The 14,260-nt window shown below is 66.4% G+C and carries 14 protein-coding genes; 6 read left to right on the top strand and 8 right to left on the bottom strand.

Translation table 11 applies throughout. From position 1 onward, the window contains the following. Nucleotides 1-35: 35 nt before the first annotated feature. Together A5651_RS10590 and A5651_RS10595 are read left to right on the top strand one after the other, a co-directional pair. The gene (locus A5651_RS10590; protein WP_156662815.1) at nucleotides 36-1,382 is read left to right on the top strand and encodes an MFS transporter; all 1,347 of its coding nucleotides are present in this window, start codon (nucleotides 36-38) and stop codon (nucleotides 1,380-1,382) included. Next, the gene (locus A5651_RS10595) at nucleotides 1,379-2,125 is read left to right on the top strand and encodes a 3-hydroxybutyrate dehydrogenase (protein ID WP_066979412.1); all 747 of its coding nucleotides are present in this window, start codon (nucleotides 1,379-1,381) and stop codon (nucleotides 2,123-2,125) included. Before A5651_RS10590 ends, A5651_RS10595 begins: the two co-directional genes overlap by 4 nt. Nucleotides 2,126-2,134: 9 nt before the next feature. On the opposite strand, the gene A5651_RS10600 is transcribed toward A5651_RS10595, so the two are convergent. The 5 genes from A5651_RS10600 to fadD3 are packed head-to-tail and all read right to left on the bottom strand — an operon-like array spanning nucleotide 2,135 to nucleotide 7,866. Then, nucleotides 2,135-3,286: a pyridoxal phosphate-dependent aminotransferase gene (locus A5651_RS10600; protein WP_066979414.1), complete on the bottom strand. Its 1,152-nt coding sequence runs from the start codon at nucleotides 3,284-3,286 to the stop codon at nucleotides 2,135-2,137. A gap of 10 nt (nucleotides 3,287-3,296) precedes the next feature. Continuing rightward, on the bottom strand, nucleotides 3,297-4,238 hold the full coding sequence (locus A5651_RS10605; RefSeq protein WP_066979417.1) for an acyl-CoA dehydrogenase family protein: 942 nt from the start codon (nucleotides 4,236-4,238) through the stop codon (nucleotides 3,297-3,299). Next, nucleotides 4,238-5,191, bottom strand: coding sequence for an acyl-CoA dehydrogenase family protein (locus A5651_RS10610; protein WP_066979420.1), 954 nt, complete (start codon nucleotides 5,189-5,191; stop codon nucleotides 4,238-4,240). Before A5651_RS10610 ends, A5651_RS10605 begins: the two co-directional genes overlap by 1 nt. After that, nucleotides 5,188-6,327 carry an acyl-CoA dehydrogenase family protein gene (locus A5651_RS10615; protein ID WP_066979422.1) on the bottom strand — a complete coding sequence of 380 codons (1,140 nt, stop codon included), beginning with the start codon at nucleotides 6,325-6,327 and terminating at the stop codon, nucleotides 5,188-5,190. The genes A5651_RS10610 and A5651_RS10615 overlap by 4 nt, the downstream gene beginning before the upstream one ends. Continuing rightward, the gene (gene fadD3, locus A5651_RS10620) at nucleotides 6,328-7,866 is read right to left on the bottom strand and encodes a 3-((3aS,4S,7aS)-7a-methyl-1,5-dioxo-octahydro-1H-inden-4-yl)propanoate--CoA ligase FadD3 (RefSeq protein WP_066979425.1); all 1,539 of its coding nucleotides are present in this window, start codon (nucleotides 7,864-7,866) and stop codon (nucleotides 6,328-6,330) included. It lies immediately after the preceding gene. 47 nt (nucleotides 7,867-7,913) lie between these two features. Here fadD3 and ipdE1 point away from each other — a divergent pair, with 47 nt between their 5' ends. From ipdE1 to fadA6, 4 genes are read left to right on the top strand one after another with little or no spacing between them, the layout of a single operon-like run. Then, complete coding sequence (ipdE1, locus tag A5651_RS10625) at nucleotides 7,914-9,062, top strand: acyl-CoA dehydrogenase IpdE1 (RefSeq protein ID WP_066979427.1); 1,149 nt, start codon at nucleotides 7,914-7,916, stop codon at nucleotides 9,060-9,062. Between the two features lie 29 nt (nucleotides 9,063-9,091). Continuing rightward, nucleotides 9,092-9,880 (top strand): (5R,7aS)-5-hydroxy-7a-methyl-1-oxo-2,3,5,6,7,7a-hexahydro-1H-indene-carboxyl-CoA reductase, encoded by a 789-nt coding sequence (gene ipdF / locus A5651_RS10630; RefSeq protein ID WP_066979941.1) that lies wholly within the window; start codon nucleotides 9,092-9,094, stop codon nucleotides 9,878-9,880. Further along, a complete protein-coding gene (gene kstR2 / locus A5651_RS10635; RefSeq protein WP_066979430.1) occupies nucleotides 9,877-10,485 on the top strand; it encodes a TetR family transcriptional regulator KstR2 in 609 nt (202 codons plus the stop codon). Before ipdF ends, kstR2 begins: the two co-directional genes overlap by 4 nt. Continuing rightward, a complete protein-coding gene (gene fadA6, locus A5651_RS10640; protein WP_066979434.1) occupies nucleotides 10,478-11,626 on the top strand; it encodes a steroid 3-ketoacyl-CoA thiolase FadA6 in 1,149 nt (382 codons plus the stop codon). The genes kstR2 and fadA6 overlap by 8 nt, the downstream gene beginning before the upstream one ends. 74 nt (nucleotides 11,627-11,700) lie before the next feature. Here fadA6 and A5651_RS10645 read toward each other — a convergent pair whose 3' ends face one another. Genes A5651_RS10645 through A5651_RS10655 form a run of 3 tightly spaced genes read right to left on the bottom strand, consistent with a single transcriptional unit; the run spans nucleotide 11,701 to nucleotide 14,254 of the window. Further along, a complete protein-coding gene (locus A5651_RS10645) occupies nucleotides 11,701-12,813 on the bottom strand; it encodes an NDMA-dependent alcohol dehydrogenase (RefSeq protein WP_066979437.1) in 1,113 nt (370 codons plus the stop codon). Nucleotides 12,814-12,869: 56 nt separating this feature from the next. After that, nucleotides 12,870-13,607, bottom strand: coding sequence for a hypothetical protein (locus A5651_RS10650; protein WP_066979439.1), 738 nt, complete (start codon nucleotides 13,605-13,607; stop codon nucleotides 12,870-12,872). Continuing rightward, nucleotides 13,604-14,254 (bottom strand): SatD family protein, encoded by a 651-nt coding sequence (locus A5651_RS10655; RefSeq protein WP_066979442.1) that lies wholly within the window; start codon nucleotides 14,252-14,254, stop codon nucleotides 13,604-13,606. The genes A5651_RS10650 and A5651_RS10655 overlap by 4 nt, the downstream gene beginning before the upstream one ends. Nucleotides 14,255-14,260: the final 6 nt, after the last annotated feature.

The raw sequence follows: 14,260 nt of genomic DNA on the forward strand, positions 1-14,260 counted from the left end.
CCCTCTCGGGTGCTCCTTTTGTTTGAATGGGCGCCATGAGCGAGCCGGGGCCGATAACGACTGGACTCAAGCGCGTTGTGATCGCCTCGATGGCGGGCACCGTCGTCGAGTGGTACGAATTTTTCCTTTACGGCACTGCCGCCACGCTGGTCTTCAACAAGATCTTCTTCGCCCAGAGCGACAGCGTCTACGGCGCGATCTTCGCGGCGTTTGTGACCTACGCGGTGGGCTTTGTCGCCCGTCCGCTCGGCGGTGTCGTGTTCGGGCACTTCGGCGACAAGCACGGACGCAAGAAGCTGCTGCAGTTCGCCATTCTGCTGGTCGGTGTCGTCACGTTCCTGATGGGGTGCCTGCCGCCTTACCAGCAGATCGGCGTCTGGGCTCCGGTGCTGCTGGTGATCCTGCGCTTCCTGCAGGGCTTCGCGGTCGGCGGCGAGTGGGGCGGCGCGGTTCTTCTGGTCGCCGAACACAGCCCGAACCGCACCAGGGGATTCTGGGCCAGCTGGCCGCAGGCCGCGGTGCCGGTCGGCAACATGCTCGCGACCGTCGTGCTGTGGGTGCTGACGGCAACATTGTCGGAGGACGACTTCCTGTCGTGGGGCTGGCGCATCGCGTTCTGGCTGTCGGCGGTCGTCGTGCTAATCGGTTACTACGTCCGCACCAAGGTCAGCGACGCGCCGATTTTCCTTGCGGCACAGCAGGAAGTCGAGCGGGTGAAGGCCGTCTCGTACGGCGTGGTCGAGGTGCTCAAGCGCTATCCGCGCGGCGTGCTCACCGCCATGGGCCTGCGGTTTGCCGAGAACATCATGTACTACCTCGTCGTCATCGTGTCGATCACGTATCTCAAGGTGCAGGTCGGCGTCAATACCACCGCGATCCTGCGGTACATGCTCGTCGCCCACGCGGTGCACTTCGCGGTCATCCCCCTGATCGGCAGGCTGTCGGACCGCATCGGTCGCAGGCCGGTGTATTTCGTCGGGACGGTGCTCGCGGCGACGTGGGGATTCTTCGCGTTCCCCATGATGGACAGCGGCGACTATCAGCTGATCATCGCCGCCATCGTCATCGGCCTGGTGATCCATGCGTTGATGTACTCGCCGCAGCCGGCGATCATGGCCGAAATGTTCCCGACCCGCATGCGCTATTCCGGTGTGTCGCTTGGTTATCAGGTCACCTCGATCGTTGCGGGCTCCGCGGCACCGGCTATTGCGGTGAAGCTGCTCGAGATGTACGACTCGTGGGTGCCGATCGCGATCTATTTGGCCGTCGCGGCAGCCATCACCTTGATCGCGGTGTTCTATCTGCGTGAAACGAAGGGCCTCGATCTCGCGACCGTCGACGAGTCCGACCGAGACGAGCTCGCCAAGGCCGGAGCGCTGTGACGGCACTTGACGGCCGCAGCGCCGTCGTCACCGGCGGTGCCAGCGGAATCGGCGCGGCATGTGCCCGCGAGCTCGCTGCCCGCGGGGCGACCGTCACCGTCGCGGATCTCGACGACGTGGGCGCCGAGTCGGTCGCCGATGAGATCGGCGGGAAGGCTTGGGCGCTAGACCTTTCCGATGTCGGATCGCTGGAACAGTTGGAGCTGGACGCCGACATTCTGGTCAACAATGCCGGCGTGCAGCACGTCAGCTCGATCACCGAGTTCCCGCCGGACCGGTTCCGCTTCATCCAGGCGCTGATGGTCGAGGCGCCCTTCCTGCTTATCCGCGCGGCGCTGCCGCACATGTACGAGCAGGGGTTCGGGCGCATCATCAACATCTCCTCGGTGCACGGACTTCGCGCCTCGGAGTACAAGGTCGCCTACGTGACCGCCAAGCACGCGCTGGAGGGGCTGTCCAAGGTGACCGCGCTGGAGGGTGGCCCGCACGGTGTAACGAGCAACTGCGTCAATCCCGGTTATGTGCGAACGCCATTGGTGGCCCAGCAGATCGCCGACCAAGCGCGCACCCACGGCATCGACGAGCAACAGGTAGTCGAGGAGGTGTTGCTCAAAGAGAGCGCGATCAAGCGCCTGGTGGAACCGAACGAGGTTGCGTCGCTGGTGGCCTGGCTGGCGTCGCCCGATGCGGGCATGGTGACCGGCGCGTCCTACACCATGGACGGCGGGTGGAGCGCGCGCTGAGTCTGCGGACTAGTCGAGCCAGTCACCGATCCGGCGCAGTGCCTCATCGATGTCGTTCGTCGGCCCCGCGAACGACAGCCGGACAAAGGAATCGCCGTGCCGCGTGTCGAAGTCGATGCCCGGAGCAATCGCAACCCCGGTGTCGGCCAACAACTTCGAGCAGAACGACATTGAGTCATCGGTCAGGTGCGAAACGTCTGCGTAGACGTAGAACGCCCCGTCTGTCGGTGCGAGCCGGTCGATGCCGATCCCGCGCAGCCCGTCGAGCAGCAACCGCCGGTTGGCACTGTAGTGGTGGAGCAGGCCGTCGGCCTCGGCGACGGATTCCGGCGTGAACGCCGCCACCGCTGCCATCTGTGACAACACCGGCGGACAGATCGTAAAATTACCGGTCACGCGGTCGACGGCTCGCTGCAGGTCAGGCGGCACCAGAAGCCAGCCGAGCCGCCAACCGGTCATCGCGAAGTACTTCGAGAAGCTGTTGACCACAACGGCTTCCCGCGACGTCTGCCATGCGCAGCTGGTCTCGGGTGCGCCCTCGTAGACCAGCCCGTGGTAAACCTCGTCGCTGATCAGCCGAACACCGGTCTCGGCGCACCACGTCGCGATCGCCGCCAGCTCCTGCGGCGGGATGACAGTGCCCGTCGGGTTGGCCGGGCTCGCCACGATCACACCCCGCACGGGCGGATCAAGTTTGGCCAGCATCGACGCGGTCGGCTGGAACCGGGTCTGCGGTCCGCACTGAATCTCCACGACCTCACACCCGAGCGCCGAGAGGATGTTTCGGTAGCACGGGTATCCGGGACTGGCGATCGCCACCCGGTCGCCCACGTCGAAGCAGGCCAGAAATGCCAGCAGGAATCCTCCGGAGGAACCTGTGGTGATCACCACGTCGCCGGGATCGACGCTCAGCCCGTGCCTGGCCTGGTAGGCGTCGGCGATGGCAGTACGGAGTTCGGGGATACCGAGTGCGACGCTGTAGCCCAGAACGGTGGTGTCGAGCGCGGCCTTTGCCGCTGCGCGTACGGCCGTCGGCGCTCCTGCGCTCGGTTGGCCGGCTGAGAGGTTCACCAGATCGCCGTGGGTGCGCTGCCGTTCGGCAGCGGCCAACCACACGTCCATGACATAGAACGGGGGTATCCCTGCACGCAAAGACGTCATGACTGCAACGTTAGAGCGCTTCGGCTTCGAGCCGGCGCAGATACTCCCGCGGCGGCCCGAGCAACTGCGCGCTGCCGTGCGCGCGCTTGAAGTACAACTGGATATCGTGCTCCCAGGTGATCGCGATGCCGCCGTGCATCTGCACCGCCTCGGCGGCCACCTTGGAGAAGGCTTCGCTCGCCGACACTCTGGCCAGCGCGGCCGAGGTGGCCGACGGTGCGGCGACCGCATCGTCGACGACCGCACGCGCCGATTGCACGGCGACATAGAGATCGGCCATCCGGTGTTTGAGCGCCTGGAAGCTGCCGATCGGGCGGCCGAACTGCACGCGGTTTCTGCTGTAGTCGACGGTGAGATCGAGGCATCTGGTTGCGGCGCCGATCTGTTCGGCGGCCACCAGGATCGCCGCGATATCGGCAAGGCCGGGGTCGGCGCCGATGTCGGCCGTGTCCTGCGGCTCCAGTCGAGCAAGTGGGCGGGTCAGGTCCATGGTGTCGACAGGGGTGGCCGTGAACGTAGTCCAGCGGCTCAGCTTCTGGCCGTCGGCGGCCATGACGACGTCGGCGACGGCGCCGTTGATCACGAAGTCGGGATCGAAGACGACCGTGCCTATCGCGGCGCCTTCAGCCAGCTTCTCGATGGTCGCCGTGTCGGGGTCGTCCGCCGCGAGCAGCGCCAGCTCGGCCAGCGTCGTGCCCAGCAGCGGTGTCGGCGCCAATGCCCGGCCGAGTTCGGAGAGTACGACGGCGGCATCGGCGAGTTCACCGCCCGCGCCGCCCAGCTCCTCTGGGACCACCAGCGCGGCCGCTCCGACCTGCTCGCACAACAATGCCCACAGCGACTCGTCGTAGCCGCGCTCCGACTCGAATGCCCGCCGCACAGCAGCCGGCGAGGCGTGCTTGTCGACCAGGGCGGCGACGGTGTCCCGCAGCAGCTCGCGTTCTTCGCTCATCAGAAGGCCTCCAGTACCCGGCGACGATGCCACGTCGGATCGCCCCACGCCGAGCGCAGCGCCTGCACCCGCAGCAGCAGAAGCGACAGGTCGTGCTCCTGGGTGAAGCCGATGGCGCCGTGGGTCTGCAGCGACGAGCGCGCCGACAGCAGGGCGGCGTCAGCGGCGGCCGCCAGCGCGGCGCTGACATCGCGTGCGGTGTCTTCGGAGCCGGCGGACAGTGACAGCGCCGCGCCGTAGACCAGCGGCCTGGCCAACTCGACGGCGATGTAGACATCGGCGAGCTTGTGCTTGATCGCCTGGTATGACCCGATGGTCCGGCCGAACTGGCTGCGCTGCTTGGCGTAGTTGACCGACTTGTCGAGCATGGCTTGCCCCGCGCCCACCAGCTGTGCGGCGTTGGCGAGCACGCCGAACTCGAAAGCGCGTGCGGTGTCGGCCTTTCGGGCATCACCCGCCGTCGTAACCTCGAAAAGCTTCCTGGCCGGGTCGACGGACTCGCGTCGGTCGCCCGCGCTGCCGTCGGTCACCTTGCCGTCGTCTGCGACAAGGATCAAACCGGCGAAGTCGGCATCGACGGCCCGCGGCGCATGCGGAGGAAAGGCCACGGTGGCGACCAGCTCACCCGACGCCAGCGCGCCGCAGCGTTCGTCGTCGGCGAGCAGAACCGGTGCCACCGCAATGGATTCGGTGACGGGTCCGGGCACGCCCCAGTATCCGAGTCGTTCGGCGGCGACGACGAGGTCGACGGGATCAGCGCCGATGCCGTCGAACTGTTCGGGCACCGCCAAGGCGGTGACGCCCAGGTCGCTAAGCGTCGACCAGATCTTGCGGCCGGCCCCGGTATCGCCCTGTGCCCACGCGCGTACCGCCGCGGGGACGTCGGCCGCACCGAGCGCGGCGTCGATGCTGGTCGCGAAGTCGCGCTGTTGTTCGTCGATCTCGAAGTTCACTTTGTCCCCTTGGGTTCACGGGGCAGGCCGAGCAGTCGCTCGGCGATGATGTTGCGTTGAATCTCGTTGGTGCCGGCGTAGATCGGGCCGCCGAGCGCGAACAGCAGCCCCTCGGTCCACTCGTTTACCAACTCCGCATCTGCACCGCGCATGTCCAGCGCCGTCTGGTGCAACGCCACGTCGAGATCCGACCAGAACACCTTGGTGATCGACGATTCGGCGCCCAGCTCACCGCCGGCGGCCAGGCGGGTGACGGTGCCGAAGGTGTGCAGACGGTAGGCCTGCGCCTTGATCCATGCGTCGGACACGCGGTCGGTGAAAGCCGCGTCAGGGTTTGCTTTCCACTGCGCGACCAACCGCTCCGCCGGTGCGAGGAACCGCGCCGGGCTGCGCAGCGACATGCCGCGCTCGTTGCTCGACGTGCTCATCGCGGCGCGCCAGCCGTCGTGCACGTCCCCGATGACGTCCTCGTCACCGACGAAGACGTCGTCGAGGAAGATCTCGCCGAACCCGGTGTCACCGCCGAGCTGCGCGATCGGCCGCACCGTCACACCGTCGGCGCGCAGATCGAACATGAAGTAGGTGAGTCCCTTGTGCCGGGCCGCCTCCGGATCGGACCGGAACAAACCGAATGCCCTGTCGCCGAATGGTGCTCGCGAGCTCCAGATCTTCTGCCCGTTGAGCTTCCAGCCGCCGTCGGTCTTGGTGGCGGTGGAGCGCAGCGAGGCAAGGTCGCTGCCGGACTCAGGTTCCGACCAGGCCTGTGCCCAGATCTCTTCGCCGCTGGCCATTTTCGGCAGTACCCGGTCGAGTTGTTCCTCGGTGCCGTGGGCGAACAGTGTGGGGGCCAGCATCGAGGTGCCGTTGGCGCTGGCGCGGCCAGGCGCTCCTGCCCGGAAGTACTCCTCCTCGTAGACCACCCACTGCAGTAGGGTGGCGTCGCGGCCGCCGTATTTCTTCGGCCAGGCGATCACCGAGAGGCCGGCGTCGAAAAGCACCTTGTCCCAACGGCGGTGCTGCTCGAAGCCCTCGGCGGTGTCGTAGGACTTGGTGGGAAAATGCTGTTTGTTCGCGGCGAGGAAGTCGCGCACCTCGGCCCGGAACTCCTCGGTATCGCTGTCGAACGTCAGATCCATCTACAGCATCTCCCGCAATTGCGGCTTGACCACTTTTCCTCCAGGGTTGCGTGGCAGCACGTCGAGGAACACCACTGATCGTGGTGTCTTGAAATTCGCCAGATGCTCACGCGTGTAAGCGATCACACCAGCCTCGTCCAGTTCTGCGCCGGGCTTTGTGACGATGAAAGCCTTGCCGACCTCGCCCAGCCGGTCGTCGGGCACCCCGATGACGGCGGCTTCGGCGACACCGTCCAGGCGTGCGAGCACCTGCTCGACCTCGGCGGGATAGACATTGAACCCGCCGCAGATGTACATATCCTTCAGTCGATCGGTGATCGCGAGGTTGCCTGCTTCGTCCACACGGCCCACGTCGCCGGTGTGCAGCCAGCCGTCGGCGTCGATGGCCTCGGCGGTGGCCTCCGGATCGTCGAGGTAGCCGAGCATCACATTGGGCCCGCGCAACAGCACCTCGCCGGTACCGTCCTCCGAACCGCTTGAGTCGATGCGCAATTCGAAGTCGGCGATCGGCCGGCCACAGGTGGTGGCGACGGTGACCGCGTCGTCGTCGGCGCGGCACATCGTGCCGAACCCGCTGCCCTCGGTCAGCCCGTAGGCCGTCAGCACGATGTCGATGTCGAGCTCGGACTGCATCCGCTCGATCAGCACCACCGGGATCGTCGCAGCGCCGGTGACGGCGAACCGCAGCGAGCTCAGGTCGTAGTCACCGCGATTGGGATGGTCGAGCAGCATCTGGTAGATCGTCGGGGGTCCTGGGAGCACGGTGATGCGGTGCTCGGCGACCGCGGCCATCGCTTTCTCCGGATCGAACGTCAACTGCGGGATCAGCGTTGCGCCGGTCTGGAGGCAGGCCAGGATGCCGGCCTTGTAGCCGAAGTTGTGGAAGAACGGGTTGATGCAGAGATAGCGGTCGGCGCTGGTGAGCTGACCGCACGCCGCCCATGCCGCAGGTGCGTCGAGGGACTGCCGGTGCGCGCACAGCACGCCCTTGCTGCGGCCGGTGGTGCCGGAGGTGAACAGGATGTCGGCAATGTCGTCGGGTTTGACGGCGGCCGCGCGCGCATCGACTTCTTCGAGGTCTGTGCCCCGGGCGACGAACTCGTCCCAGGTGCCGTCGTCGGTGTCGATCGGCACGCGCACGATGTCGCGAAGGTCGGGCAGCGCATCGCGATCCAGGCCGGCGGCTTTGTCGGCGCCGAGGAACTGCCCGGCCGCAATCAGCAGCGGCGCCCCCGTACGGGCCAGCACGTCAGCGGCCTCGGGGGCCGTATAGCGGGTGTTGAGGGGCACGACGACGCCGCCCGCGTAGGTGGTCGCCAAGCAGGCGACGACCCAGTGCCAGGTATTCGGCGACCAGATCGCCACACGGTCACCGGCGGCGACGCCCAGTTCGATCATCGCTGCTGCAGCCGAGCGGACCTCGTCACGTAACTGGCTGAAGGTCAGCCGCCGGCCGGTGGTGATCAGGGCTTCATGGTCGGAGAATGCGTCGGCGATCCGGTCCAGGACCCGCGGAATGGTCCTCAGATCGGGGTTCATCGATGCTCCTCTAACAAAGCAAGTGCTTGGTAGGTTAGCCTACAGGGGTGATAGAGGTCCAGGAGTTCAGGGCCGAGGTCCGCGAGTGGCTGGCCGACAACCTGGTCGGCGAGTTCGCCGCGCTCAGAGGGTTCGGCGGCCCGGGGCGCGAGGACGAGGCCTTCGAAGAACGGCTCGCGTGGAACAAGCATCTGGCGGCTGCCGGGCTGACCTGCCTGGGCTGGCCGGAGGAACACGGCGGGCGCGGGTTGTCCGTCGCCCACCGCGTCGCGTTCTACGAGGAGTACGCCAAGGCCGACGCGCCGGACAAGGTGAACCACTTCGGTGAAGAACTGCTCGGCCCGACGCTGATCGCCTACGGCACACCCGAACAGCAGAAGCGGTTCCTGCCGAACATCCTCGACGTGAGCGAGCTGTGGTGCCAGGGGTACTCGGAGCCCGGCGCGGGCAGCGATCTGGCCAACGTGTCGACGACGGCCGAACTCGACGGTGACCAGTGGGTGATCAACGGGCAGAAGGTGTGGACCTCGATGGCGCACCTGTCGCACTGGTGTTTCGTCGTAGCCCGCACGGAGAAGGGCTCCAAGCGGCACACGGGGTTGTCGTATCTGCTGGTTCCGCTCGACCAGCCCGGGGTCGAAATTCGGCCGATCGTGCAGTTGACCGGAACGGCTGACTTCAACGAAGTGTTCTTCGACGACGCCCGCACCGATGCCGACCTCGTGGTCGGGCAGCCCGGCGACGGGTGGCGGGTCGCGATGGGGACGCTGACGTTCGAGCGCGGTGTGTCGACGCTGGGTCAGCAGATCCGTTACGCGCGTGAGCTTTCCAACCTTGTCGAGGTAGCGAAGCAGACCGGCGCCATCGACGATCCGCTGCTGCGCGAACGGCTGACCCGATCGTGGGTCGGGCTTCAGACCATGCGGTCCTATGCGCTGGCCACCATGGATGTCGAGCAGCCCGGACAAGATAATGTTTCGAAGTTGTTGTGGGCCAACTGGCATCGCGATCTCGGCGAGCTGGCGATGGACGTCGTCGGAAAATCCGGACTGGTGGCGCCTGACGGCAAGTTCGACCAGTGGCAGCACCTGTACCTGTTCACCCGCGCCGACACCATCTACGGCGGGTCGAACGAGATCCAGCGCAACATCATCGCCGAGCGGGTGCTCGGTCTACCGCGTGAGGTGAAAGGCTGATGAGCACGCGCGCACGTGAGGAGCACAAGATCTTGTTGTCAGAGGCGCCGAAAGAGATTGCCGGGCATGGACTTCTGACCGGGAAGGTGGTGGTCGTGACCGCAGCGGCTGGCACCGGCATCGGTTCGGCGGTCGCGCGACGGGCCCTCGCCGAGGGTGCCGACGTGGTGGTATCCGACCACCACGAACGACGGCTGGGCGAAACCCGCGACCAACTGAGCGAACTCGGCCTCGGCCGCGTCGAAAGCGTCGTGTGCGACGTGACGTCGACGGCGCAGGTCGACGCGCTGGTCTCCTCGACGACCGCGCGCATGGGACGGCTCGACGTGCTGGTGAACAACGCGGGTCTCGGCGGGCAGACGCCGGTCGTCGACATGACCGACGAGGAGTGGGACCGCGTCCTGAACGTGACGCTGACATCGGTGATGCGGGCGACGCGCGCGGCGCTGCGGTACTTCCGCGACGCCGACCACGGCGGCGTCATCGTCAACAACGCCAGCGTGCTCGGCTGGCGGGCACAGCATTCCCAGTCGCACTACGCGGCGGCCAAAGCCGGCGTGATGGCGCTGACCCGGTGCAGCGCAATCGAAGCAGTCGAGTACGGTGTCCGAATCAATGCCGTCTCACCGAGCATCGCGCGGCACAAGTTCCTGGAGAAGACCAGCTCGGCGGACCTGCTGGACCGGCTGTCAGAGGGCGAGGCGTTCGGCCGCGCGGCCGAACCGTGGGAGGTTGCCGCCACCATCGCGTTCCTCGCCAGCGACTATTCCAGTTACCTGACCGGAGAAGTGATCTCGGTGTCGAGCCAACGCGCATGACCGAACAGCCGCAGACGGTGAGCAGGCGCGACGAGCTTCTCGAGCTCGCCGCGGCGATGTTCGCCGAGCGCGGCCTGCGCGCTACCACGGTGCGCGACATCGCCGATTCGGCGGGCATCCTGTCGGGCAGCCTCTACCACCACTTCAAAAGCAAGGAGCAGATGGTCGAGGAAGTGCTGCGGGACTTCCTGGATTGGCTGTTCGGCCGCTACCGCGAAATAGTCGACACCCAACCCAATCCGCTCGAACGGCTCAAGGGCCTCTTCATGGCGTCGTTCGAGGCGATCGAACATCGGCACGCGCAGGTCGTCATCTATCAGGACGAGGCCAAGCGGTTGTCGAACCTGCCGCAGTTCGACTTCGTCGAGGTCCGAAACAAAGAGCAGCGGCAGATGTGGCTGGATCTTCTGAATCAGGGGATCGAGGAGAACTACTTCCGGCCCGACATCGATGTCGACCTGGTGTACCGGTTCATCCGCGACACCACATGGGTTTCGGTCCGGTGGTATCAGCCCGGCGGACCGCTGACGGCTGAGGAAGTCGGCCGCCAGTACCTCGCTATCGTCCTAGGCGGAATCACCAACGAAGGAGCCAGTAATGCCTGAGGCATACGTCATCGACGCCGTACGCACCGCCGTCGGTAAGCGGAACGGATCGCTTGCCGGTGTGCATCCCGTCGACCTCGGCGCCGCGGGGTGGCGGGGCTTGTTCGACCGGGTCGATGTCGATCCCGGTGCGGTCGATGACGTGATCGCCGGCTGCGTCGACGCTATCGGTCCGCAGGCGGGCAACATCGCGCGCCTGTCGTGGCTGGCGGCCGGCTATCCCGAAGAGGTGCCCGGTGTCACCGTCGACCGGCAGTGCGGATCCAGCCAGCAGGCGATCTCCTTTGGCGCACAAGCGATCATGTCCGGGACGGCTGACCTCATCGTGGCCGGCGGCATGCAGAACATGAGCCAAATCCCGATCTCGTCGGCGATGACCGTCGCCGAGCAGTTCGGCTTCACCTCGCCGACCAACGAATCCAAGAGTTGGCTGCATCGCTACGGCGACCAGGAGATCTCGCAGTTCCGCGGGGCGGAGCTGATCGCCGACAAGTGGAACATCTCTCGCGAGGAGATGGAGGAGTACTCGCTCACCAGCCATCAGCGCGCTCAGGAGGCGATCCGTTCGGGGTATTTCGAGAACGAGATCATTGCGGTCGAGGGTTTCGTCACCGACGAAGGTCCGCGTGACACGTCGTTGGAGAAGATGGCCGGGCTGAAGACCCTCGTCGAGGGCGGCCGGTTGACCGCCGCGATGGCCAGCCAGATCTCCGACGGCGCCAGTGCTGTGCTGCTCGCATCGGAGCAGGCCGTCAAAGACCACGGCCTCACGCCGCGCGCCCGGATCCACCACATCAGCGCCCGCGGTGCCGACCCGGTGTTCATGCTGACCGGTCCGATTCCGGCCACCCGTTATGCGCTTGACAAGACCGGGCTGTCGATCGACGACATCGACACCGTGGAGATCAACGAGGCGTTCGCACCCGTGGTCATTGCATGGCTGAAGGAGATCAAGGCCGACTCAGCGAAGGTCAACCCCGGTGGCGGCGCGATCGCACTCGGTCACCCGCTCGGTGCGACCGGTGCCAAGCTGTTCGCGACGATGCTCAACACCCTTGAGCGCACCGGCGGTCGCTACGGCCTGCAGACCATGTGCGAAGGCGGCGGCACCGCCAACGTCACCATCATCGAACGCCTCTGATATCCGCCGAAACGGAATTCCAGCACGCCTGCACTCGCATTTCCGGTGCCGGAATGTCGTTTCGCGGAAGGACGTCAGTGGTCGTGGAGGACCACGCCGCGGATATTGCGGCCGGCCCGCATGTCCTCGTAGCCCTCGTTGACCTCGGCGAGCTTGTACTCATGCGTCACGGTCTCGTCGAGCAACAGCTTGCCCTCCCGGTAGAGGCTCAGCAGCCGCGGAATATCCGCGCGCGGATTGGCCTCGCCGTAGAGGCTGCCGAGCAGTCGCTTCTGGAAGAGGGTGAACATCATCATCCCCAGCGTTGGGGTGGTGTCGTTCATCGACGCGATCGCGGTCATGACGACCGCGCCGCCCTTGCGGATGATGTTGGCCGCGTCCTCGAGCATCGAGCCCTCCAACAGCCCTACGGTCAGGATCGCCGAGTCGGCCATTACGCCGCGCGTCAGCTCGGCAACCAACGCCGTCGCCTCCTCCAGTGAGGTGACGAAATGCGTCGCCCCGAACTGAAAAGCTTTGTCGCGCTTGGTCTCAATCGGATCCACGACGACGATCTTCTCGGCGCCCGCCAGCCGCGCACCCTGGATGGCGCCGCTGCCGATGCCGCCGAACCCGATCACGACGACGGTGTCGCCCGGGGACACGTCGGCGGTATTGACCGCCGAACCCCATCCGGTAGTGACACCGCAGCCGAGCAGACAGGCCCGCGACAGCGGAATGTCGTCGTCGATCTTGACGACGGACGCCTCCGGCACCGTGCCGTATTGGGAGAACGTCCCGACCAGCGCCATCACCCCGACGTCTTGTCCGCGGGCTCGGCGTCGGTAGCTGCCGTCCAACTGGGTCCCCGTCATGATCATCGCGCCGAGGTCACAGAGGTTCTGATGCCCGGTCGAGCAGAATCGGCAGCGCCCGCAGGCGGGCAGGAACGACGCGACGATGTGATCGCCGGGAGCCAGACCGACGACGCCAGGGCCGACCTCCTGCACGACACCCGCGCCCTCGTGGCCGCCGACAAGCGGAAGAGGAGCGGGCAGATCACCGGTGCGCACATGCTCGTCGGAGTGGCACAGCCCCGTCGCCTCCCAGGACACCAGCACTTCGCCGTTGCCGGGCGGATCAAGGTCGATCTCCTCGATGCTCCAGTCCGAACCGAATTCCCATAGAACCGCCGCATTGGTTTTCACGCGCCGAGTTTAGGAAAACGCCGCCTCGATTTCGGGGGAATGAAAAGCCTTACCGTTCAGTGCGCGAGCGCCAGCCCGCCCAGCGCGATGATCCAGCTGGCGAAACTGCCGACAAGGAAGTACTCGGTCACGTCATCAATGCCGATGTTCCCGTTCTCGCGGGCCTTCTGGGCATTGATCTCCGGGAACCGGATGATGCTCTTGGCTGCGACGACGGCCGTCGCAGCGGCGAGCTGACCGGCAAGCCCGAGCCCGAGAATGAGGATGCGCTCCATCGGGCCGAGCAGGCGCCCACCCTTGAGTCGGTCCGACGCCTGCGGTTGCCCTTCGGGTTTGACTGCGCCCACCGAGCCGAGCACCAGCCGCACCAACTGGTTACCCGTGACGAACTGCAGCAGCCCCGCCCCGATGACCATCAGCAGCCGATCCGGGCTGACGTCATCGATGCCATGCACCCCGCCCCACGTAGACCATCGCGCGACGAGCCCTCCCACGTCAGAAGCCAAACCGGACAACAGAATCAGCGTCGCCAACGCGACCCCGAAAACCGCCAGCGGGGCCCCCTCGTGCCTCCCGGCACGCTCCGCGCGCACACCCAGCAGGACCCACGCGACGCCGGCGACGGCCGCCACCGCCAGCAGTGGGAGGTCGCCGAGATGCCACAGCCCGGACAGCGCCGCGGTTGCGACGACGGCGGTGGGCGCCACCACAGCAGGAATCCACACCGCGCCGGTCATCCGGCGGACCGTATCGGCGATGCCGATCGCGATCAGGAACACGGCGACGGCGCTCACGGCATCCTCCGCAGGTACTCCGTCGCCAACACGATCAGGTCCAAACCGTCGCGGCCCGAGCGCTGCGAGACCGCCGACGCGCTGATGCCCTCCGCGGCGGCGATATCTCGTTTGGTCCGGTTCTTCAACAGTGCCTTCACTATCCGAGTCGATCGGTCGTCCAACGATCCAAGCAGGTGGTCCCGACAAATCAGCGCGGCGTTGATCGAGTCGACGTCGGTCCTGTCGGCGGCGGCCCGAAACGACGTGCGCACCAGCGCCAGCGCGGGCTGCCGCTGAGTCGACGCCGTCCACTCGATTGCCTCCCGGGCGGCCCACCAGCCGGGCCCGTCCTGGATGCCTGCGGCCTCGTCGAGCATGGTGACCGCCCCCCACCCGATGCCGAAGCGCACGTCGATGTCCGACGCGACGGCCAACCGCAGCGACAGCGCCGCGTCGATGGCCAGACCGACGCGGGGGTACGCACCCTGGAACTCGTCGCCGACGGTGAATGCCGGCGGATCGACAGCCTGTGCGGCGACGTCGCGCAGCGCCTGGTTCAGCAGCCGGTGCACCCGGGCGCGGTCGGCGACCGTGCGAGAACCGACGACGTCTCCGATGAGGGTTGCCCGCACCGAAGATGAAGCCTTACCCTTCATCATATTCATATGAAG

The sequence above is a fragment of the Mycobacterium sp. 1274761.0 genome (assembly GCF_001668615.1).
Classification (GTDB): Bacteria; Actinomycetota; Actinomycetes; order Mycobacteriales; family Mycobacteriaceae; genus Mycobacterium.